This window comes from Paenibacillus lignilyticus, from assembly GCF_017942085.1.
GTDB lineage: Bacteria > Bacillota > Bacilli > Paenibacillales > Paenibacillaceae > Paenibacillus_Z > Paenibacillus_Z lignilyticus.
Genome location: NZ_JAGKSP010000002.1, coordinates 783100 through 803774, shown reverse-complemented (window position 1 = coordinate 803774; position 20675 = coordinate 783100). Strand labels below are relative to the sequence as shown.

Annotated in this window: 24 protein-coding genes and 1 pseudogene; 21 read left to right on the top strand and 4 right to left on the bottom strand. The window is 52.3% G+C overall.

All coding sequences use genetic code 11. From position 1 onward, the window contains the following. The first annotated feature begins 52 nt into the window (after nt 1–52). The 4 genes and pseudogenes from I8J30_RS33605 to I8J30_RS08565 all read left to right on the top strand — a co-directional run. Nucleotides 53–184 (top strand): hypothetical protein, encoded by a 132-nt coding sequence (locus tag I8J30_RS33605; protein ID WP_276316094.1) that lies wholly within the window; start codon nt 53–55, stop codon nt 182–184. A 15-nt stretch (nt 185–199) separates the two neighbouring features. Beyond that, the gene (locus I8J30_RS08575; RefSeq protein ID WP_210657182.1) at nt 200–964 is read left to right on the top strand and encodes an aminoglycoside adenylyltransferase domain-containing protein; all 765 of its coding nucleotides are present in this window, start codon (nt 200–202) and stop codon (nt 962–964) included. A 99-nt stretch (nt 965–1063) separates the two neighbouring features. Beyond that, nucleotides 1064–2170 carry a hypothetical protein gene (locus I8J30_RS08570; RefSeq protein ID WP_210657180.1) on the top strand — a complete coding sequence of 369 codons (1107 nt, stop codon included), beginning with the start codon at nt 1064–1066 and terminating at the stop codon, nt 2168–2170. Between the two features lie 47 nt (nt 2171–2217). Next, nucleotides 2218–2667: pseudogene (locus I8J30_RS08565) on the top strand (pentapeptide repeat-containing protein); the annotation flags it as partial. Between the two features lie 72 nt (nt 2668–2739). Here I8J30_RS08565 and I8J30_RS08560 read toward each other — a convergent pair. Beyond that, nucleotides 2740–3156 (bottom strand): hypothetical protein, encoded by a 417-nt coding sequence (locus I8J30_RS08560; protein WP_210657177.1) that lies wholly within the window; start codon nt 3154–3156, stop codon nt 2740–2742. Nucleotides 3157–3313: 157 nt separating this feature from the next. On the opposite strand from I8J30_RS08560, the gene I8J30_RS08555 reads away from it, so the two are divergent. Continuing rightward, a complete protein-coding gene (locus I8J30_RS08555) occupies nt 3314–3892 on the top strand; it encodes an LURP-one-related family protein (RefSeq protein WP_210657175.1) in 579 nt (192 codons plus the stop codon). Nucleotides 3893–4012: 120 nt separating this feature from the next. On the opposite strand, the gene I8J30_RS08550 is transcribed toward I8J30_RS08555, so the two are convergent. The 3 genes from I8J30_RS08550 to I8J30_RS08540 are packed head-to-tail and all read right to left on the bottom strand — an operon-like array spanning nt 4013 to nt 7742. Then, nucleotides 4013–5098, bottom strand: coding sequence for a GerAB/ArcD/ProY family transporter (locus I8J30_RS08550; protein WP_240547992.1), 1086 nt, complete (start codon nt 5096–5098; stop codon nt 4013–4015). A gap of 26 nt (nt 5099–5124) precedes the next feature. Then, nucleotides 5125–6264: a Ger(x)C family spore germination protein gene (locus I8J30_RS08545; RefSeq protein ID WP_210657171.1), complete on the bottom strand. Its 1140-nt coding sequence runs from the start codon at nt 6262–6264 to the stop codon at nt 5125–5127. Beyond that, nucleotides 6261–7742, bottom strand: a complete 1482-nt coding sequence (locus tag I8J30_RS08540) for a spore germination protein (protein WP_338044834.1) — start codon at nt 7740–7742, stop codon at nt 6261–6263. The genes I8J30_RS08545 and I8J30_RS08540 overlap by 4 nt, the downstream gene beginning before the upstream one ends. A gap of 263 nt (nt 7743–8005) precedes the next feature. Between I8J30_RS08540 and I8J30_RS08535 the strand changes: the two genes are divergently transcribed. From I8J30_RS08535 to I8J30_RS08460, 16 genes are all read left to right on the top strand, one after another. Further along, nucleotides 8006–9004 carry an aldo/keto reductase gene (locus I8J30_RS08535; RefSeq protein ID WP_210657167.1) on the top strand — a complete coding sequence of 333 codons (999 nt, stop codon included), beginning with the start codon at nt 8006–8008 and terminating at the stop codon, nt 9002–9004. A 230-nt stretch (nt 9005–9234) separates the two neighbouring features. Next, nucleotides 9235–9570 carry a hypothetical protein gene (locus tag I8J30_RS08530; protein ID WP_210657165.1) on the top strand — a complete coding sequence of 112 codons (336 nt, stop codon included), beginning with the start codon at nt 9235–9237 and terminating at the stop codon, nt 9568–9570. Between the two features lie 36 nt (nt 9571–9606). Continuing rightward, nucleotides 9607–10170 (top strand): DNA-3-methyladenine glycosylase I, encoded by a 564-nt coding sequence (locus tag I8J30_RS08525; protein WP_210657163.1) that lies wholly within the window; start codon nt 9607–9609, stop codon nt 10168–10170. Between the two features lie 145 nt (nt 10171–10315). Next, nucleotides 10316–11065, top strand: a complete 750-nt coding sequence (locus tag I8J30_RS08520) for a phytanoyl-CoA dioxygenase family protein (RefSeq protein WP_210657161.1) — start codon at nt 10316–10318, stop codon at nt 11063–11065. Between the two features lie 487 nt (nt 11066–11552). Continuing rightward, nucleotides 11553–12224 carry an ethanolamine utilization microcompartment protein EutL gene (gene eutL, locus I8J30_RS08515; RefSeq protein ID WP_338044833.1) on the top strand — a complete coding sequence of 224 codons (672 nt, stop codon included), beginning with the start codon at nt 11553–11555 and terminating at the stop codon, nt 12222–12224. Between the two features lie 20 nt (nt 12225–12244). Then, on the top strand, nt 12245–12565 hold the full coding sequence (locus I8J30_RS08510; RefSeq protein WP_210657158.1) for a BMC domain-containing protein: 321 nt from the start codon (nt 12245–12247) through the stop codon (nt 12563–12565). After that, nucleotides 12562–14040 (top strand): acetaldehyde dehydrogenase (acetylating), encoded by a 1479-nt coding sequence (locus tag I8J30_RS08505; protein WP_210657155.1) that lies wholly within the window; start codon nt 12562–12564, stop codon nt 14038–14040. The genes I8J30_RS08510 and I8J30_RS08505 overlap by 4 nt, the downstream gene beginning before the upstream one ends. Nucleotides 14041–14070: 30 nt before the next feature. After that, nucleotides 14071–14358: a BMC domain-containing protein gene (locus tag I8J30_RS08500; protein WP_090981122.1), complete on the top strand. Its 288-nt coding sequence runs from the start codon at nt 14071–14073 to the stop codon at nt 14356–14358. An 11-nt stretch (nt 14359–14369) separates the two neighbouring features. Beyond that, the gene (gene pduL / locus I8J30_RS08495) at nt 14370–15167 is read left to right on the top strand and encodes a phosphate propanoyltransferase (RefSeq protein WP_210657154.1); all 798 of its coding nucleotides are present in this window, start codon (nt 14370–14372) and stop codon (nt 15165–15167) included. A 5-nt stretch (nt 15168–15172) separates the two neighbouring features. Next, nucleotides 15173–16009, top strand: coding sequence for a hypothetical protein (locus I8J30_RS08490; protein ID WP_210657152.1), 837 nt, complete (start codon nt 15173–15175; stop codon nt 16007–16009). A 7-nt stretch (nt 16010–16016) separates the two neighbouring features. After that, nucleotides 16017–16310 (top strand): EutN/CcmL family microcompartment protein, encoded by a 294-nt coding sequence (locus I8J30_RS08485; RefSeq protein WP_210657150.1) that lies wholly within the window; start codon nt 16017–16019, stop codon nt 16308–16310. Further along, nucleotides 16310–16651, top strand: a complete 342-nt coding sequence (locus tag I8J30_RS08480) for a BMC domain-containing protein (RefSeq protein ID WP_210657595.1) — start codon at nt 16310–16312, stop codon at nt 16649–16651. Before I8J30_RS08485 ends, I8J30_RS08480 begins: the two co-directional genes overlap by 1 nt. Further along, nucleotides 16651–17109 (top strand): EutP/PduV family microcompartment system protein, encoded by a 459-nt coding sequence (locus I8J30_RS08475; protein WP_210657148.1) that lies wholly within the window; start codon nt 16651–16653, stop codon nt 17107–17109. The genes I8J30_RS08480 and I8J30_RS08475 overlap by 1 nt, the downstream gene beginning before the upstream one ends. A gap of 9 nt (nt 17110–17118) precedes the next feature. After that, nucleotides 17119–18579 (top strand): sensor histidine kinase, encoded by a 1461-nt coding sequence (locus tag I8J30_RS08470; protein ID WP_210657593.1) that lies wholly within the window; start codon nt 17119–17121, stop codon nt 18577–18579. Beyond that, nucleotides 18554–19120, top strand: a complete 567-nt coding sequence (locus tag I8J30_RS08465) for an ANTAR domain-containing response regulator (RefSeq protein ID WP_210657146.1) — start codon at nt 18554–18556, stop codon at nt 19118–19120. Before I8J30_RS08470 ends, I8J30_RS08465 begins: the two co-directional genes overlap by 26 nt. A 12-nt stretch (nt 19121–19132) precedes the next feature. Continuing rightward, entirely contained in the window at nt 19133–20671 is a 1539-nt protein-coding gene (locus I8J30_RS08460; protein ID WP_210657144.1) for an ethanolamine ammonia-lyase reactivating factor EutA, read from the top strand. The last annotated feature ends 4 nt before the right edge of the window (nt 20672–20675 follow it).

The following is a 20675-nucleotide window of genomic DNA, read 5'->3' as shown; positions in this document are numbered from 1 at the left end:
TGAGATACAGGGAGATCGTACCGTCAAAATAGTTAAAGCGTCAGTCACCACTATGAACTATGAATGGAAGTCGGATCGCGAAATTGAAATTAACAATGCCAATTACGAAATCGAATTGAAGCAGGATGAAATGATCTTAAAAAATGAGAATGTTGAGATTCACTATAATAAAGAGAAGCAATGAATTGGGGGGAGAGCGATGGAGACTGACGTATACTTACACAAAATAACCACTATGTTTCAAACAGTGTTGAAGGAAAATCTAGCAGGTGTTTACTTGCATGGCTCTTTGGCAATGGGTTGCTTTAATCCGAAGAAAAGCGACATAGACTTGCTTGTTGTTGCAACAGACAAACTAACCGGAGCGCAACAAAAGGAAATCATAAACAGACTATTAATCCTTCATGATGATCTGCCAAGCGGACGTGGGATTGAGTTAAGCATTCTGCTGGAAGCTCATGTACAGGAGTTTGTCCATCCTTCTCCCTTTGAATTGCATTACTCGGATGATCATCGGGAAAGGTATCAGACTGACGAGGACTACATTTGCGGTGGTTTTGCTGACGATGACCTAGCGGCACATCTAACGGTTACGTATCAGCGAGGAATCACTCTGTACGGTCGACCTATTCAGGAAATGTTTCAACCCATCGACAGAAGTTATTATTTACAATCAATTCTAACTGATATTTCATCGGCAGCTGAGGATATTAGTGACTCCCCTACTTACTTCACCTTAAATATGTGCAGAGTTCTCATGTTTTTACGTGAAGATTTCGTTGCTTCTAAGAAAGAAGGCGGCGAGTGGGCGCTTCAAGTGTTACCTCTTAAATTTCATCCTGTTCTCACTTATTGTCTTGAAGATTATAACGGCATCACCAATGAATTTGTAGGTAATAAGGAAGCTTTCGTTGCGTTTGCTGATTATATGTCAAATGAAATAAACCGGTGGAGGGAGCTGTGAAATCGTAGTCCATTCAGTCGGAGCTCTGTCTGGCTCTGTAACCTTGCAGCTGGCTTACACGTCTAGTATGGCAAAAGATGCTGTGAGGGGGACCTTACTATGAGCAAAAGATACCCTATGGCGATCAGCGCCTTTCTGGTACTGTTGCTGTCTATGACCGGATGCGGGTCAACGACGTCGAAGCCTGGTGATTTAGCGAAAGGTGACTCCTTCCAACCACTGGAGAAGCGCGAAATATCCGGTTGGCAAGGCTCGCTTGACGGAGATCGCCTGGTCACAAGAGACAAGGGAGAATTGACGGTAACCGATCTTCTCGCGAATAAGCAACTGGCATCGATTCCCGTCCAGGACGATGCGGGCTTCGATATTTCGGGTAACTTCGTGGTTTGGTCGGATTTGCGGAACGAGAAAACGCCGCTAGGCGATTTGGGTAGTTACGATGCTGCGAATGCCGATATCTTTCTCTACAATCTGTCCACGAGAGAGGAACGGCAGTTGACAACGGATCCATCGGCGCAGATCAACCCGAAGATTTGGGGAAACTACATCGTTTGGATGGATAACGCTACCGACGCGATCAAGGAATATCCGTCCCACTGGCAGCTCGTCTTGTATAATATCGACACCGGTGAACAGAAGACGATTACTTCGGAGAGCGGCGGTCATACGAATCCGGATATCGATGCCGGAAATGTCGTTTGGGAGAACGGGCATCGCGTGACGAAAAGGGTGCTGCGAGCCGGCGAGAATGTGCCGGAGAACAACACGGACATTTATCTATACCGTATCGAAACAGGAGAAACCACCCCCATCGCTGCGGAAGACTATAAGGAAGGTCGGCCTCAAGTATCGGGCAGCCTCGTAACTTGGGAGGTTTTTAACGGTTCCTATGCAGGCGATGTTTTCGTCCATGATATAGGTACAGGAAAAACAACCCAAGTGACCCATTTGGATGCGGCTCAACGAACCCCCGTCATTAACGGTCATTTCGTCGCCTGGATGGATGAACGAAACGGTTCATCTACGCATGACGTCGGATCCGAATCCCACAACTCAGACATTTATTTAGCAGATCTGGACATGGGAACCGAAACGGTTGTTTCTGGAGAAGGGCCGCAAATTAATCCCCTCATTTCGGATCATTGGATCGTATTTGGTAAATCATCGGACGTAGAGGCCGTGCTTACGGCTGTTCGTTACAGATGAAAGAAAAATAATACACTTGACTAATCATGGGGAACAGACAGGTCCTTGACTCCCGAGGAGCCCTGCTAAATGGTTCCATTCATAATGAGACCGCATTTGAGAATTGCAACTTCAACGGAGCTAACCTGTTTGTATCGAAATTCGAGTCATGCAAGATGACAGGCTCAGATTTCACCGGCTCCACTATGGATGGAATCTCGATTATTAAAGGTGACTGGTCCTATACCAATCTGAGACACGCCTCCTTGATCAGGCAGGATTTGCGCGGAGTTAAATTCTATGAAGCCGACCTATCCGGAGCCAACTTGGAAAAGGCCGACTTAAGAGATAGTGATTTGACGATGGCGATATTGGCCAAAGCGAAGCTGCAGGGTGCGGATGTAAGAGGGGCCAAGATGGAAGGCGTGGATTTTAAATCGCTCAACCTAGCGGGATTGAGAATGGATAGGGAGCAAACGGTCATGCTTGCCCTTGCTCACGGCGCCAGAGTAGGTTGAAGGGATGCGTACAAAAGGGACCGCGGAGAAGTGCTCCACGGTCCCTTTGTTAATTAATCATCACCGCAGCCTTTACTCTTTATCGATTGTGGTAATGGTGTCTTCTTTGTACTCAAACTTTACATTGATGCCTTTTTCCCACTTGGATACTTTGTCGGCAATCTCACTGCTGACCTGATAGGAGAGCGAGCCGACGCCGGTTTCAATTTCAATGGTCTTGTCGCCAACCACTCCGTTGAATACACCGGACATAACGACGGGCGCGTCTTCCTGCGTAACCGTTTCGTCTGCTGAGGAGCCATTGTTAGCGGCAGCCGAATCCGTCGACGCAGTGTTGTTATCAGCGGTTGAAGAATCCGTTGCCGAAGCGTTTACCGAAGAGTTCTCAGCGGAATTGTTGGTGTTATTACTCCCGCACGCCGTGCCGATCATTGCTAGTAATAGGATGATAGCAGTGATCGGTAAATACTTAACGATTTTGTTTTTCATGATTTTCACCTCCGAAAGGGTTAAACGTCCGAGCAGTGGGGAAGTTTCGATGAATGCTTGTTAAGATTATGTAAATCGCTTCAGGTATCCATATACCGGAAAATCACAATAGCTGGTACAATCATTGAGAGTAGGTACACTTATAGGGGGCGAGGACTTGAATCCGAAATTCAATCTTCAGCAATACGTGGTTAGAAAACAAATCCTTTCTCTGGTTGGCGCTAAAATCGATATTTTCGACAACAATGAGAAACCGGTCCTGTTCTCGAAGATGAAAGCCTTCAAGCTAAAGGAAGACATCCGGCTTTACGGGGATGAAACGATGCAAGATGAGTTAGTTACCATTCACGCGCGAAGCGTCATTGATTTTTCCTCCATCTTCGATGTGGTCGATGTCGAAACCGGGTATAAAATAGGTTCTCTTCGACGTAAGGGGATGAAGTCGATATTAAAGGATGAATGGGCGATATTGAGCCCGAGTGAGGAAGAGATCGGCTTGATTAAGGAAGATAACGCGCTGCTTGCGCTTCTGCGAAGATTCCTGACGAATTTAATTCCTCAGCATTACAACGTAGTGGTGAACGGGACGAAGGTCGCTGAGTTCAAACAAAACTTCAATCCGTTTGTCCAGAAACTAAACCTTAATTTCTCCGACGATCATAATGACAAGCTTGATCGCCGTCTGGGCCTCGCCGCCGCGGTGCTGCTAATCGCCGTTGAAGGCAATCAGGGCTAGACCTGTCAGAGTTAAATGGGAACCGCGGAGAGGATAAGTCATGCAGAGAGAGTGGACATCCTCCGGATCTCAGAATAAATGCAAATGTAAAAAGTCTGCCGACGATTGCGGCAGACTTTTTTACATTTGCACCGTCTTCTTACGAAAAGCCGAAACGAGCAGCAGCAGCAGAGGGATCCCGATCGAACAGATAGGGTATGCGATCGTTTGCCAATAAAAATTCACGGAATTCATGATGGCCTCGTTCGGAATGAACAGTGCCATAATATACATCGCTGGCGCTCCGAACCAAATGAAGGTCCGCCAACTCTTCACGCGGAACCAGCGTGCCGCCTCATAGCTCGTGATGAACAAATATAACGATATCCGGGCGAACAAGCCGAAGACCCAAATGAAGATGACGAAGATATCCATGTTTTGGATGAAATCGAGGAGATTGATGGAGCGTACGAGCATAAAGTACGGATATCGCATCCTAGCCGACACATCCGGTCCGAAGACGAGCAAGACCAATGTCGTTGCAAGGCAAGCCAGCACAGCAGTCATGCCAACGGCAATCAGCGATTTCGAATAGGCTTGTTTCGGGTGCTCCAGAAATGGAAGGATGCTGAAGAAGATCAAGGATTCGCCAAGGAACGAAGCAGGCTGAATAGAATGCTTCATAATGGCGCCCCATCCGAAATCATTGATGATCGGTAGAATATAATGCCATTTAATATCGACGATATTCAGACTAAAGCCGACAAGCAGGGTAAGCACCATAATTGGTCCGGCGATTTCGCAAAACCTTCCGATGCCCATAATGCCAACGCAGTACGTAATGTAGATCATTAATGCGGTCATGAGCAGCATGATCAGCCAAACCGGCGTTTTGTCGAGCATAATGAGATGGATAAAATCGCCAAACAATCGAAGCGCGGCAGCATTCAGCCCAAACCATACCGCGAAATAAGGAAGGACGATTGCCCTTCCCAGCCACTTTCCGAGAAGGGCCTGACTAAATTCGACCAGTGTTTGGCGAGGATGCAGCATGCACAAACGGACGACGATCGCGGTTAAAGCCATTGCCACTGCGCCGCCGGTTAACATGGTTATCCATGCGTCTTGTTTGCTTAGATTAATCGACGGCGTTATCATTCCCCAGATGAACAGCACGACTTCAACCGTCGCGAAAATCCACATGACCTGCACGCCTGACAATTTCATCTCTTTCAAGTGCATCCCTCCTGACATTAGCGGTAGATTGTAGAGTTGGTTTCACCCAAATCTTTGCATTTAAGATTGACGCGTACCGACACCTCGATTTGCGGAAATATCACGTTCCATTTCGTCCGCAGCGCTTTCCATTGGGCGGGATGCTGATGATGTACAATTTCGCCAAACCCGAAGAAATCGAGTTTGATTTGCTTTTGCGCTTTTTCTACCAACTGTTCAATGATTTTCTTGGAACTTTCATTCATCGACTTCTGAATCAGCAAGAGATGGCTTTCCGTGGACGGATCCAAATTCGTATTATTTTCAACGAGAACGCCGGCTCCGGACAGCTGAATATCGACTTTTACTCGATTACCCCGCACGCTCGTCTGAATTCGCCGATTCAGGGATCTCAGCTTTATACTGAAGGTTCCCTCGAATCCGGATACGGTGGAAGTCATGAAGTAATTATTGACTCTTCTCTTCATCCAATTCGTATAGAAGGATTCCTCTGGATTCAAATATGCCGCCAGCTTGAGATCGTTATCCTTGTCCAAGATCGCGAATCCGGAATAGACGTAGTGTTTCTTCCGATTCATAGTGAGCGCCGGCAGCAGGGGCTGTGTGCCTTGGCCCAAGGCATCGTACATAAAGGCAGCGAAATAAAAGTTTCTCAACCCTAGCGTGGCTTGCTCGTCATAGAGCGTTGACGTGATATAGGGATCGAACATGGAGTTGATTTCGAAGACGTTCTTCGCCTGCGTGCCTTTCACGACAAAAATTTTGGATCTGGCTTCCGACTGGGGGTTGCGGAAAAATTCATCGACCAAATCAGCTATCCCATGCTCGGCCATCTTCTCGCCGATCAGAACGATTTCACGATGGCCGATGAACAAGCTGCGCGATAATTGGGCTTGCAGCTTCTGCGCCGCATCCGAGTTGTTTTTGCCCGTAGAGGCCAATACCCGGAAGCTCTTCTGGGTGGTATTCCCCTCTTCTACGCCAATACCTGCCGGTATTGCGATCAGCGTGCTGAGCATGTATTTGCCATCCTTGTTCAGGTCCATCCCCGTCCCCATAACGAAGGCGCGTTGATCCGGTTCCTCGAGATTCCAACAACCGGTTGCGATTAGGACCGTGAAGAGCATAACGAAACCAATTTTGGCTGCCTTGATCATGGGTGGTCCGCCTCCGGAACGGGTTCGGATTTTCGGGTCAGCTTGTGGGGCCAACGCATCAATACGTCCTTTAGCTTACCTTTCTTAAGCGGTGCAACCGGAGACAGATAGGGCGTACCGAACGGCTGTAAATGAATCAAATGGATGAGAATGGCGATAATCCCGATCGCGATCCCGAACAACCCGAACAAACCGGCGAGTATGAGCATGGGAAAGCGGAGGATCCGCATGGGGAAACTGAAGCTGTACCTTGGAATGACGAACGACGAGATGCCTGCAGCAGGTACGATGATGACGATCGGTGCGGAAATAATGCCGGCCCGAACGGCTGCTTCACCAATAACCAGGGCACCGACGATGCTGACGAGAGGACCGATCTGCCGTGGGAGACGGATTCCGGCCTCCCTCAGCGCTTCGAATACGAATTCCATCATGAACACTTCGATCACTGTCGGGAAAGGCGCTTTCTCGCGCAGCGCGGCGATGCTTAGCATGAGCTTGGCAGGAACCATCTCCGGATTGAAATCCGTCAGGGCGATATAGATGGAAGGCAGGAAGACCGAGATAAGGACAAACATATAGCGAATCCATCGGTTTAACGTGACGAAGAGGAACCGTTCAAAATAATCATCCGGCGCCTGCAGGCCAGCCCAGAAGGTCATGGGCACGATAAGCGCGATCGGCGTTCCGTTCGTCAAGATCGCTACTTTGCCTTCCAGAAGTCCGGCGGCAACGACATCGGGTCGTTCGCTGTTCAGGATTTGGGGGAAAGGAGAGAAGTGGGTATCCTCAATGGATTCTTCGATATAACCCGATTCCAGAATGCCGTCTATGCGGATGCGTTTGACCCTTTTGCGAACTTCATCCAGAACGGATAGGTCAACGACGCCTTCGAGATAGGTGATGACGACTTCGGTTTTCGTATATTTTCCGAGCGTCAACTGCTCCATTTTCAAGTCCGGCGTGGCGAAAATGCGGCGCATCATCGTCGTATTGGTGGTCAACAGCTCCGTGAAGCTTTCTCTGGAGCCGCGAAGAGTTGCCTCTTCCGAGGGTTCGCCGATTGTACGGGTTTCGAAGTTGGTCACATCTGCCACTATAGCTGACGCTTCGCCGTCAACCAAGATCGCCACATGTCCCCGCAATACGCATTCCACGATCCCGCTAACATTCGAACTAGTCATAACATGCAAGACGGAAAACCGCGATTGTTCGAGCATTTGGGAGATGCTGTTAACGGAGTCCAAACCTTGCGGCAGTCCTTCGTAGAAGAGAGGTTTTAAGATATTCGTATTGAGTTCTTCCGCATTCACCATGTTGGCCACGTAAATTAAGAGCAGTCTTACCTTGCCGTCCGTTGTAATTTCCCGGAACGAGACATCCGAGCAGTTCAGAAAGACGCGTTTAAAAAGCTGCTCATTTTCTTGAATGTCACTAAATAAGTCTGCATGCGCGTCTCCTGTGGGCGATATTTTCACGGTTGAATTTCCCCCTCTTACTGAACAATGCAGATCGGATAAGATGCTTGATTTGCATATTTTATCCATAAGAAGGAAATTCATACGAAACTGTCGCTGTAAAGCCCTGTTCGAAACCGAAGGGAGTTTTATTAGTAACGGGTAGTTACTTTAAGGGAAGTAGGTGAACATAATGTGCGTACTTCCTAGCAGTCTATAACTTGTATATAGTTTCTCATGAAGGTGTTCATCCAATTCAAACCATCATAAGGAGTTGTGATCTAGTGGAATATCGTGTTCTTGGGCGTTCCGGTTTACGGGTAAGCGAGGTCAGCTTAGGCTGCTGGGCAATTGGCGGACCTTCGTGGCGTGACGGTGAGGCAGTAGGTTGGTCCGGTAATGATGATGATGAGTCCATCGCCGGGTTGAACCGCGCTTTTGAGCTGGGGATCAATCATTTTGACACGGCGGATGTCTATGGGGACGGCCATTCGGAGCGTGTTCTCGGACGGTTTCTAAAAGAAGTTCCGCGTGATCAAGTCGTGATTGCGTCCAAAGTTGGCTGGTTCCGCGGAACAGCGCCAAACGCGATGCAGCCCATTCACATTCGTCATCAGCTGGAGCAATCGCTCATGAATTTAGGAACGGATTATTTGGATCTTCATTTCTTCCATAATACGAATTTTGGACCGAACGATCTCTATCTGGAGGAAGCGGCCGAAACCATGCGCGAGCTGCAAAAGGAAGGCAAAGTGCGTGTCATCGGTCAGTCCGGTTACGGCTACAGCGACTTTATGCGTGTCTGCCCGGTTACGCGTCCGGATGTTCTGCAGTTCCACTATAATGCGTTTGGCAATTCTTTCGATAAGCCGGACACGAATCTGTTTCAATGGGCAGATGAGCAAAATATCGGGATGGTATTGTTCGGGCCGCTTGCACAGGGGCTGCTGCTGGATAAATTCGATCCGGAAAACCCGCCGAAATTCGGCGAAGGGGATGTTCGGGCTTCCAACTCTTCCTATACCAAAGAGCGACTGCTGGAAATACGCGAGCGTCTGCAACCGATCAAGGAACGGTTCGGCACGGAAGTCCAAGACTTGGTGCGGGTAGCGATTCAGTTTGCGCTTGCTCAATCTCCTAATGCTTGTGTCATCCCGGGCTTTAAGAATGCGAAGCAAGTAGAGTCCAATGCGCAAGGAGCCGGCAACCCGTTGAATGCGGAAGAAGTAGCTTTCATTCGCAACGTGATTCAAGGCGCCTTACAGAAGAAGGCTTTGTCATAGCGGTAGAAGCCATACCCGCCTGATTCTGGCGGGTTTTTCTGTAACTTTTTGGCCAAGTCTGCGTCTCTGAATAGGAAGACATCCGAAGTTATGCGGGGGAGAGAGAATGGGGCGAAAATTGTTCTTGCTGCTGTATGCTTTTTTACTGGTTATCGTACTGACCGGATGTACATCCGGCTCACAATTTCCGGACGAACCTGTGAGGCCTACGATTACTGTAGAAGGGTTCAATGTCGACTATTTATTGGCGCATTATTGTTGGTTCGGTTCGCGGGCAGAAGGAGTCTGTGCGGCCTCCGGAGCCGGCAGCATACAACAAGATGATCAAGGATAAAGCAATCGAGGCCATGCGCGGTGATCTAATCTCCGTTAAGTTTCCGATTAATCCCGAGGAGTTTACATTAACTATGTACACGGACGATGACAAACAAGAATTGATAGGTGAACCCAATCAATTCCGTTTTGACCTTCCAAGCGAGCCGGGATATTATAAATACCGTCTGTCGGCAGTATGGTTGGAGAAGAATACGGCAGATTATGATTTTGGCATACAGATCAATGGCTGACTGCACGGAGCCGACTACGAGAGGAAGCTGGAACCTATGACAGCACGCTGCGCCTGGGTCAATGAAGACCCTTTATATATCGATTACCACGATCATGAGTGGGGAGTTCCTGAGCATGAGGATCGTAAATTGTTCGAGATGCTGGTACTGGAAGGAGCACAAGCCGGATTAAGCTGGTATACCGTGCTGAAGAAACGCGAGGGGTATCGGAGAGCATTCGACGGCTTTGATCCCCATAAGGTGGCGGCATACGACGAGGCGAAGGTAGAAGAGTTGATGGCTAACGACGGTATTATTCGGAATCGGCTAAAGATCCAAGCTGCCATTACGAATGCAACATGTTTTTTGAAGGTTCAAGAGGAGTTTGGCAGCTTCGATGCGTACATATGGCAATTCGTCGGCGGCGCGCCGATTCGGAATCATTGGCCCACGAAGAGTGAAGTTCCGGTAACCACTCCGCAATCCGATGCCATGAGCAAGGATTTGAAGAAGCGCGGCTTTAAGTTCGTCGGTTCGACGATTTGTTATGCCTACATGCAAGCCTGCGGCATGGTGGATGACCATTCGTTGGATTGCGATTTTCATAGTAAAGTCCGATAACAGTCTATTAATCGGCCAATCCTATCTTATGAACTATTGGCAGAACTCCGCCAGTCCTTTATGATGATTATCGAGGGAGACATGTATAAATCTGGAAGAGAACTCGACCTCGTGAAACGAATCGCGATAAGGAGGAACTATCGTAATGAAGCTCACGTACGAACAGAAACAGTCCATGCTCACCAAAGGTTATATTCATATCAAAGGCGCCATTCCCAAAGTCATGATCGACCACGCGTTAAAGCATATTAATCACTCCGTCGGACAAGGGATGCCGCTAGAGATGATGCCTACTTTTCGCGCGCAATCCTACTGCCCGGAGCTCTCCGACAAGCCGCCGATTACCGGGTTGTTTAACGACACGCCGATTAAAGCTTACGTAGAGGAGCTGCTCGGCGAAGGGATGTCCCATCCGGTCACGGGCGGCCAGATCGCCTTGCGATTTCCTTTGCTGCAGGATCCGCCGGTCATCAATAAACCTCACCTAGACGGCATGTATACACCGACCAATGGGGTGAAGGAAGGCACGATTGGCAATTTCTCCATGCTTGTCGGCGTACTGCTAAGTCCGGTGCGTGAACCCTTTGCCGGTAATTTTACGGTCTGGCCGGGTACGCATACGATTTATGAGCAGTACTTCCGCGAGCATACACCGGATGCTTTGTTGAATGGCATGCCTCCGGTCGAGCTGCCCGAACCGGTTCAGACTTTAGGAGAGCCCGGTGACGTGTTCCTCGTTCACTATCAGCTTGCTCATACGGTAGCCATGAATGCATCGCCTAACACGAGATACGCGATCTTCTTCCGAGTCTCGCATCTCGAGCACGAGCAGGATTGGAGAGCTCCGATGACCGATATTTGGAAGCATTGGCCGGGTATTCGCGCGATTCAATAGCTAAGAAAGCGAATAACCATGCTCACTACCGTTAGACTTGCAAAAGCCGTTCAATAGCCACGCTGACAACCGTTAGAAGAAAATTGCCCCTATACAAACCCGCAAACCAAGAAGAAACCCGCCGTTTTGAAAACGGCGGGTTTCTCTATCAAGAAGTCCCCGAGCGCTTCCGCCAGTCTATCGCGAATCCCCTCCGCTGTCCAACAAACTCAGGCCATCCCGATTACCAACTTTTACGGCTTCTTCCAATCGCTTTTTGAGAAATGAATCCGATTCGGTCCATGCACGAACTGATCCAACTACTTGTCAAAACAATGGGCTCGGTGAAGGAATAGGGCAGCAGGCGAAGGCATATCTTGTTAACAAAAGCATAGACAGTTAGGCAATGGAGCCTAGGCAGGGAGCGTGCGGGGCACGCTTTCAACCTAGGCTTTTTCTGTCTGCCTGCGACTTCTCGGCAAGCAACGATGGGAGTGGGGGGATTCGGGTGATTCGGCAAACGCAGCAGCGACGACCGCTATACGCAATTCCGCTGTCTGTCAGGGTCATTCCGAATGTGGATTCGGGACTGGCTGCACAGCTCGGTCTGAAGCCGAGCACGCGGAGCATCGGACTCCTTACTTCGACCATTGATGATGTCGGGTATACCGCAATTGACGAAGCGACGAAGAAAGCGGCTGTTGAAGTGGTGTATGCCAAGTCGTTCTACGCCGGTTCCTCACATGCATCCGGCCCGTTGTCGGGGGAGTTTATCGGCATGATTGGCGGGGCTTCGCCGGCTGAAGTGACGAGCGGACTGGAAGCGGCCGTGACGCTGATGCAGAGCGGAGCCTGCTGCTTTTATGCCCTGAATGAGGAAGGGACACACGCGTACTATGCGCATGTCATCTCCAGAACCGGCTCTTATCTATCCGGCGTTGCCAATATAGCGGAAGGGGAGCCGTTAGCTTACCTCATCGCGCCGCCGCTTGAAGCGGTCTGCGGCTTGGATGCCGCGCTGAAGGCTGCGGATGTGAGGCTATGTACGTTCTACGGACCGCCGACGGAAACAAACTTCGCCGGCGGATTATTGACGGGCAGTCAATCCGCTTGCATGGCTGCAGCCGAGGCCTTCGCCGAGGCGGTGGCGGAGATCACCGGGAGACCCATCAAACTGTGAGAAAGCAAAGGTGAGCGGATATGGAACAGTCCTTGCAATCACTGGGGATGATTGAGACCTATGGACTTCCCGCGCTCCTTGCGGCTGCAGATGCTGCGGCCAAGACAGCCGATGTGCGGGTGACGGCGTATGAGAAAATCGATGCCGGCATGGTCACCCTCTGCATCCTCGGCGATGTCGCGGCGGTGAAAGCAGCCGTAGATGCAGGCGGACAGGCAGCACGGGCAGTGGGCAAGCTGCTTGGCGTCCATGTCATCGCGAGGCCGGATGCTGCAATCGCCCAATTCATAGATTCGCTGCTGCCTCCGGATTTGGCAGGAGGAGGTGAACATTCGGCATGAAGCTGGACGTGGATTTGCAAGCGATCCAGGAAGTGCGCTATTGTCTGCAGGAAGCGAAGGAAGCTCAAAAGCAGTACGAGTCTATGACACAGCTTCAAGTAGATCGCATCGTGGAGGCGATGGCTTCTGCTGCCGAGGAGCATGCGGAACGGCTCGGCAAGCTGGCCGTTGAGGAAACCGGCTTCGGAAACATCCCCGACAAGAAGGCGAAGAACCTCTTTGTGGCGCGCGATGTTTATGAGGCGATCAAGGCTATGAAGACCGTCGGCATCATCGGCAAGGACGAAGAGCGGGGCGTATGGGAAGTGGCGCAGCCTGTCGGCGTCGTCGCTGCCATCGTTCCATCAACCAACCCGACATCAACGGTCCTCTTCAAAAGCTTAATCGCGCTCAAAGCAAGGAATGCCGTCGTCATTTCCCCGCACCCCGCTGCGCTGCGATGCTCGCAAGAAGCGGCGAAGCTCATGCGGCAGGCGGCGGAGCAGGCAGGCGCTCCGGCGGGATTGATTCAATGTTTGTCGTACCCATCGGTCGAAGCGAGCATGGAGCTGATGAAGCATAAGCTGACGGATGTCATCCTTGCGACCGGCGGCTCTGCGATGGTGAAGGCTGCCTACAGTTCAGGCAAGCCTGCGTATGGTGTCGGCCCGGGAAATGTTCCCGTCTTTGTGCACCATAGCGCGGATCTCGTGCGTGCAGCCAGTCAAATTGTGCAGAGCAAAACCTTCGATTACGGCACGATCTGCGCCTCCGAGCAAGCAATTGTGGTCGAGCGGCAAGTGAAATCGCAGCTAGCCGATGACCTGAAACGGCACGGTGCGCACATGCTGAGCGGGCAGGAGAAGGAGAGAGTCGCTAGCATCATCATGTCGGCTAACGGTAAAAGCTTGAATCCGAAGATCGTAGGTAAATCGCCGCAAGTCCTTGCGGCGATGGCCGGTATCTCAGTCCCGCAGCATACAACCGTGCTGGTTGCGGAAGAAACCGGCGTCGGACTGCAGTATCCGCTGTCGGTGGAGAAGCTGACGCCGATCCTGGCGCTGTACGCCGTCGACGATTGGCAGGAAGGAAGCCGCCGCTGCACGCAGCTTCTTGAGCTGGGAGGACTCGGACATACGCTCGGCATCCATTGCGAGGATGAGCGAATTATCGAGGCATTCGGGCTTATGCTTCCCGCCTCGCGTATCATCGTCAACGCGGGGACGACCTTCGGCGGAATCGGTGCGACGACCGGCATTCAGCCATCCATGACGCTCGGCTGCGGATCGCTCGGGCATAACATTACATCGGATAATATCGGGCCGCAGCATGTGATGAATGTGAAGCGGGTGGCCTTCGGCATTCGCGAGAGGCCATCCTCGGAACCCGCTGCCGCACAGCTCGCCGAACAGGTTGCGGGCAGCCTCGCTGTCGGTATTTCCAGAGAAGAAGTGTTAGCGATCGTGAAGAGCGTGCTTTCCCAGATGAAGCTCTAATTGAGCTCAACCAATAAGGAGGAATGAACAATGGCAGGCGAACTCACGGCCCTTGGCATGATCGAGACGAAAGGATTGATCGGCTCCATAGAAGCAGCGGATGCGATGGTGAAGGCGGCAAACGTAAGACTGGTCGGCAAAGTCCATGTTGGAGGCGGACTGGTTACGGTGCTGGTCAGAGGCGATGTCGGCGCGGTAAAAGCGGCAACGGACGCCGGTGCGGCCGCCGCCGAGAAAGTCGGCGAGCTCGTCTCGGTTCACGTTATTCCGCGTCCGCATTCCGATATCGAATTTATTCTGCCGAAGCTTGAAGGCTGACCCCGCTCACGATGAGACTCATTACGGAAGCGTCGCTGCGTGCGAGACTGGCCCGGGGACTCCCGAACCCTTATCCGGTTGAACAAGGTGACATACTGACGCCGGCCGCCGCCGATTTCTTGAGAGCAAGAGGGATTCCGCTGCTTAAACAGTCGGACGCCTTGAAGGCGGCAGCTAATTTGCTCGAAGGCGGCGCGATAGATCGAGTGATCCCTGTAGGCGTGTCAGGCCGCCATGTGCACCTCTGCCAGAAGCATCTAGAAGTCCTGTTTGGCACCGGATATCAGCTGCAGCTGCTAAGAGAGCTGTCTCAGCCGAAGCAGTTCGCTGCGAAAGAGACGGTCACGATTGCCGGTCCTAAAGGAGCCATTCCGAATGTTCGCATTCTCGGCCCGATTCGAGCTGCCACGCAGGTGGAGATATCTCGCACGGATGGTCATACGATGGGTCTTCAGCCGAAAGCGAGATTATCCGGCGACCTTACCGGCACATCCGGTGTCACGGTCATCGGGCCGGTTGGTACCGTCGTCCTTCCGGAGGGACTGATCATCGCGAAGAGACATGTGCATATGTCGGTGGCGGAAGCGGCGGATTTTCAGGTTGCTCACGGCGATCGCATCATGCTGCAGACGGACTCGGAACGACCGCTTATTTATCCGGATGTTATCGTACGGGTGGATGCCCGATTCGCGCTTGAGCTGCACATCGACCGGGATGAAGCGAATGCTGCCGGATTGGAAACAGGCGATATGGTGAGGGTCATCGGGAAAAACGGCATCATTGTCCCAGGCGTTGGTACGAGGAGGTGAGTCAAGTGGAGATAAAGCAGCTGGTGGAAGCGATCGTTCGTGAGCTCGTAGGCACGATGCAGGTACAAGAGGCCAAGCGGTCTCCGAAAGTGCTGTACATCTTCTGCGACAGCACGGCCCACGAAGCGTATCGGGATCATTTTATCCTGCTGCAGAAGAATGGGATTCATTATGATCGGCTGTTTCTCGATGGAGTAACATCGGGATGGCTTGGCATGCATAAAGTAGAGTCAAGCGGGCTTGGCAGAACGATCGCCGTCGACGAATCTGCACCTGCTCCGATTGAAATACCATTGGACTATGACGGCATCGTTATCCCGGAGATCGACTTAGGCGATGCCGGACGGGTTGCGCTTGGCATGAAGGGAACGGTGAGGTCGGAGATTATTTTCGCGGCGCTCGTGATGGGGAAGTTTGTGGTGGTGGGCGACGACGGTTCCGGACTCTCGCGTTCTGACCGGCGCACGCTGAAGGAATTGACTTTGCCGGTGCCTTATCAGAAGCTGTTCAGCTACTACAAGAGCGAAATGCACATGTACGGCGTTGAATTCGCTCCGGCAAAAGAACTGGCGGAATGGGTTCTACAACGAGCAGGTCGCGCAGCTGTTGAGATGAATGGCAGCATAAGCCGCGAGAAGGTCGAAGTCGCCGCCGCCGAATCGCCGCCGGCGTGTACCGAGCTTTTCGATGGGAAATTCCTATCCGCCGATTGGGTCAGTCAGCAGACAAGAAACAGGCGCATCACGGCCATTCTCGTGAACAGAGGGACGATTGTATCGCCGCTTGCCAGAGATGTGCTGAGAGAGAAAGGCATCGTTGTCCAAATCCGGGATGAAGGGTGAGCAGCCAATGTTCTACGGGAAGGTGATCGGAAGCGTCTGGGCGACCCAGAAGGAGGAAGGAATGGATAATCTGAAGCTGATGGTTGTTCAGCCCGTTGATTTTGCCGGCCATGCGCAAGGGTCTGCGGTTATCGCCGTTGATCGGATCGGGGCTGGGGTAGGCGAGCGTGTCATTATTTCTCGCGGGAGCCCGGCAAGAGCGCTGTTCGGCGGCAAAAATGTCCCGATCGACGCCATGGTTGTCGGCATTGTCGACAGCTTCGACGTTGTAACGCCGCAAGACGGATCGGAGGATGAATGATGGAGTCACCGAAGCAGCGCGTCATCCAGGAATATGTGCCGGGCAAGCAGCTGACGCTTGCTCATGTCATCGCGAATCCCGATCCGATGCTGTACACGAAGCTCGGCATTGAGGAAGCGAGCGCCATCGGCATTCTGACGCTGACGCCGACGGAAACCGCCATCATCGCCGCAGATATCGCGACGAAGGCGGCGCATGTCAGCATCGGTTACTTAGACCGATTTACCGGGTCGCTCGTCATCGTCGGCGAAGTATCGGCCGTCAGCATGGCAATCGAAGCGGTGAATATATTTCTGGCTGAGAAACTGGCGTTCACCATTGCGCCTTTAACGAGATCCTGATGATGACCGTCGCGAAGAAGATTATGATCATCGGCGCCATTGGCTCGGGCAAGTCCACGTTGATTAAGAGGCTGTTCGGCGAGCAAGATCCCGCACGGAAGACGCAGTCGCTCGTTTATCGTGATTGGCTGATCGATACGCCGGGCGAATACAGCGAGAACCCGCTCTTTTACCGCGCTTTAATGGCTACATCGCATGAGGCATGCGCTTTGGTGCTCGTTCAAGATGCGACGCGTCAACGGAACTATTTTCCACCCGGATTCTCCGGCGGATTTCCTATTCCGGCTATTGGCGTCATCACGAAGATGGATGCGGAAGGAGCGGATGGCGACAGAGCCGTCAAGCTGCTGCGGCAGTCGCTCTCCACGGGGAGCGAAATCTTCTTCACCTCATCGTTGCAGCTTCAAGGTATCGAGGAGCTTCGCGAGAAGCTTCGTTCAATTGCGTTTAAGGAGTGACCGGCGGTGATGGGTATGGTAAGGGAGCTATGCGGCAGCCATACGACGATGCCAATCGATGACATGGAAACGATTGAGGATTTGGCGCGCCATCTGCAGTGGATTGCCGATGCGTCCCAATCCGATGCTTTTATAGATTGCCCGCTCGCCGATGAGCGCACGGCGCTCGTTGTTGCGCAGGCGCATCCGACGACTGCGGCTTCGCTGTACAAGACGTCCGTTATCGGTCAATTTGCCCATTTCCACAATGAGCCTGCCGTTATGTTCTGCCTCTTGTCGGGGAAACCGATGCTGGGCTCGCGCGGCACCTCGCAGGAAGGAATCGCCATGCAGCAAAATGTCGTGCCGATCCGCTCCAAGCGAGGCAGCGTCATCGGCGCGCTAATTCTGGAATCGGATATATCCAAGCATGTCGAGCAGGAGCGAAATGTCGAGCGATTGCTGGAGTCGAATGAGCAGTTGGGCGAAACGCTGCTCTCGCTTGCCATGTCCGAAGGCGGGATGCAGTCCTTGATGCAAGAAGGAATTGTGCTGTTCGATGATCGGCTCAAGGTGACCTACACGAACGCTCAGGCGCTCAAGCTGCTACAGGAAATCGGCTGTACCGGCTCTATTGCGGGTAGACCAATAGACGAGATGTTCGACGGCCAGTTAAGCAGCATCGCAAAGCAGGAGCATACCGGCGTCTTCCGCAGCGAATTCCAGACGAAGCATGTGGCACTGGAGTTGAAAGCCGTATCGCTGCAGCGGGATCATGGCATGGTAGGCGGCTTTATTCTGATTCGGGATTTGACGGAGCTGAAGGAGAAGGAGAAGCAGCTGCTCGTCAAGTCGGCCGTCATCAAGGAAATACATCACCGGGTCAAAAATAATCTGCAAACGGTAGCGGGCCTTCTGCGGCTGCAAATGCGAAGAACGAAACACGAGGAAATTCGGCATGTCTATCTGGACAGCATCAATCGGATCAACAGTATTGCCGTCATTCACGAGATGCTGGCTTTCGAAGGGATGGAGACCATTCCATTCCATGACGTTGCGGCTCGAATCGTGAAGACGATCATCTCCTCTTCCGCCAAACCCGATCAGCGGATAATAACGAATGTAGTCGGAGATGAACTGATTTTAACGGCAGAGCAGGCGATGACTCTTGGACTTGTCCTGAACGAGCTGGTGCAAAATTGCGTCAATCATGCTTTCGTGGAGCGAAGCACAGGCGAGATTGAAGTTTCGCTGCAACGGCTTGGGGATGATGGACGAGTTCGGGTGTCGGATACAGGGTTAGGGATGCGTGACGATGGAGCTGCTTCGGCAGCGAGAAGCGGACATATCGGCCTGCAAATTTCCGAGACGCTGGTGAGCGAAAATCTTGGCGGTACGTTCGAGCTGTCTTCCGGTCAGTTCGGAACACAGGTTGACATCACATTTCCGCTTGGGAGGATGAACGGTGAGCAGAACGATTGTTATTATTGACGATGATCCGATCATTCGGATGGATATTCGCGAGATGCTGGAGGAAGAGCATTATTCCGTTGTCGGCGAAGGGAAGAACGGGCAAGAAGCGATTGAGCTTGCGGCGAAGCTAAAGCCCGATCTTGTCATTATGGATGTGAAGATGCCGGTGATGAACGGGATCAAAGCTTCGGTGATCATTCGCAGCATGCAGCATTCTTCGGTGCTGCTGCTTACGGCGTACAGCCAGAAGGAGCTGGTGCAGCAAGCGCGCGACGCCGGCGTGATTGCCTATCTGGTCAAGCCGGTGTCAGAGGCGGATTTAATTCCGGCCGTCGAAATCGCGTTAAGTCAGAAGGCGGCGTTAGACGGGCTCAAACAAGATATCCGCCGGCTTCAACGAACGCTGGAAGAGCGCAAGCTCATTGAGAAGGCAAAAGGAATCCTTATGAAGCGGCATGGACTGGATGAGCCTGCCGCTTATCAGCGCATCCAAGCCCACAGTATGACGGAGCGAATTCCGCTGCCGGAGCTGGCTGTACGCATTATCGAAGGCGGATAGGGGTGAGCCGGCATGGAGGATCAGTGGATCACGAGTGTCGGTATCGATATCGGTACGAGTACGACGAAGATGATCGTAAGCCGGTTGCGGCTGAAGCGCATCTCGAGTTCGGTTTCGATTCCGCGTTATGAAATTGTGGAGCGGCAGCTGGTATATGCCAGCCCGATGTACAGCACACCGCTGATAGGTAGGGATCAGCTCGATGCGGAAGGTGTCTGGGCTTTGATAACGGCGGAGTATCATCATGCCGGCATTCGTCCCGCTGAGTTGAAGACAGGCGCCGTCATCATTACGGGTGAGACAGCGAATAAGAGGAACGCGCGCGAGATTGTTCAGCGGCTTGCGGAGCGTTCCGGGGATTTCGTGGTAGCGGCGGCCGGCGCGGAACTGGAAGGACTGCTTGCAGGACGGGGAGCTGGGGCGGATCTGCGTTCCATGCAGATCAAAGGAGCGGTAGCGAACCTGGATATTGGCGGCGGTACTGCGAATGTGGCGATATTTCGGCGGGGGAGGCCTATTGGTACGGTAACGTTTCATGTCGGCGGCAGATTGATAGAGCTTGATAGGAACGGGATGGTTACGGCGATATCGCCATCTATTCGACCATGGCTCACAACAAGAGGGTATGCGATTCAACAGGGACAATCACTCCGCTTCGGCGATGTGGCGGAGCTTTGCCAAGACATGAGCCGCAGCATGCTGGATTATTTGGCAGGCGGCGGTTTGACGCACCAAGCGAAGGATGGGGATGCCGCGCTGAAGGAGCTCCTTGTTGGCGGTGGTGAGCCGATGGATGGAAGCGGCATGCCGCAGCTCGAGGAATGGATGGTTTCGGGCGGCATCGGAGGATTGACGGAGCTTCCGAAGCCGGCAACGATCGCCGAGGTTGCCGCTTACGGCGACATCGGGCCTTTGCTCGCGCATGAGATCAAGGCAGCAATGGCTCATTACGATATCGCGCTGGGCAAGCCGAATCAGACTGTGCGAGCCACCGTCATCGGTGCAGGCATGCAAAGCACGGAGATAAGCGGAGCTACGATCTATCTCGAAGCACCGCACTCCCTTCCGATTCGGAACTTGCCGGTTTATCGGCTTGATGAGTTGACCGATGAGATGCTCGCGAATCAGGACGCGCTTATGGCGATGCTGGCATCTGCAATACGAGTATGTGCAGGGCTTTATGACAAGGAAGCTTCGATTCCTTTTGCGCTTGCTATGAGGGGGATGAACGGGATCTCCTATGCTTCCGTACAGCGATTGGCTGAGGCGATATCCCGAAGTTATTTGGACTATTTCGCTCCTGCTGAGGTGCTGGTCGTCGTGTGTGTTCATGATATGGCGCAGGCGCTCGGACAATCGCTCCGGAAGCGGCTGGAGAAACGGATGTCCGTTATTTGCATTGATCAAATTCCGGTGATGCATGGCGATTATATCGATCTGGGGGAACCTCTGCCGGGTATGATGCTGCCTGTGATGATCAAGACGCTTGTTTTCCGGCCCGAGTCTGGACTTGGGTCTGGGCCTGGGCCCGGCGGCTCCGAGGGGGGATAGAAGG

Coding starts and splice junctions, on each gene's coding strand:
- I8J30_RS08460 (WP_210657144.1), top strand. CDS start 19,133: ATGGAGGATCAGTGGATCACGAGTGTCGGTATCGATATCGGTACGAGT.
- I8J30_RS08520 (WP_210657161.1), top strand. CDS start 10,316: ATGAAGCTCACGTACGAACAGAAACAGTCCATGCTCACCAAAGGTTAT.
- I8J30_RS08500 (WP_090981122.1), top strand. CDS start 14,071: ATGGCAGGCGAACTCACGGCCCTTGGCATGATCGAGACGAAAGGATTG.
- I8J30_RS08470 (WP_210657593.1), top strand. CDS start 17,119: ATGGGTATGGTAAGGGAGCTATGCGGCAGCCATACGACGATGCCAATC.
- I8J30_RS33605 (WP_276316094.1), top strand. CDS start 53: ATGAACTATGAATGGAAGTCGGATCGCGAAATTGAAATTAACAATGCC.
- pduL (WP_210657154.1), top strand. CDS start 14,370: ATGAGACTCATTACGGAAGCGTCGCTGCGTGCGAGACTGGCCCGGGGA.
- I8J30_RS08510 (WP_210657158.1), top strand. CDS start 12,245: ATGGAACAGTCCTTGCAATCACTGGGGATGATTGAGACCTATGGACTT.
- I8J30_RS08550 (WP_240547992.1), bottom strand. CDS start 5,098: ATGAAATTGTCAGGCGTGCAGGTCATGTGGATTTTCGCGACGGTTGAA.
- I8J30_RS08505 (WP_210657155.1), top strand. CDS start 12,562: ATGAAGCTGGACGTGGATTTGCAAGCGATCCAGGAAGTGCGCTATTGT.
- I8J30_RS08575 (WP_210657182.1), top strand. CDS start 200: ATGGAGACTGACGTATACTTACACAAAATAACCACTATGTTTCAAACA.
- I8J30_RS08480 (WP_210657595.1), top strand. CDS start 16,310: ATGGAGTCACCGAAGCAGCGCGTCATCCAGGAATATGTGCCGGGCAAG.
- I8J30_RS08545 (WP_210657171.1), bottom strand. CDS start 6,264: ATGATCAAGGCAGCCAAAATTGGTTTCGTTATGCTCTTCACGGTCCTA.
- I8J30_RS08525 (WP_210657163.1), top strand. CDS start 9,607: ATGACAGCACGCTGCGCCTGGGTCAATGAAGACCCTTTATATATCGAT.
- I8J30_RS08485 (WP_210657150.1), top strand. CDS start 16,017: ATGTTCTACGGGAAGGTGATCGGAAGCGTCTGGGCGACCCAGAAGGAG.
- I8J30_RS08570 (WP_210657180.1), top strand. CDS start 1,064: ATGAGCAAAAGATACCCTATGGCGATCAGCGCCTTTCTGGTACTGTTG.
- I8J30_RS08530 (WP_210657165.1), top strand. CDS start 9,235: ATGTCGACTATTTATTGGCGCATTATTGTTGGTTCGGTTCGCGGGCAG.
- I8J30_RS08560 (WP_210657177.1), bottom strand. CDS start 3,156: ATGAAAAACAAAATCGTTAAGTATTTACCGATCACTGCTATCATCCTA.
- I8J30_RS08475 (WP_210657148.1), top strand. CDS start 16,651: ATGATGACCGTCGCGAAGAAGATTATGATCATCGGCGCCATTGGCTCG.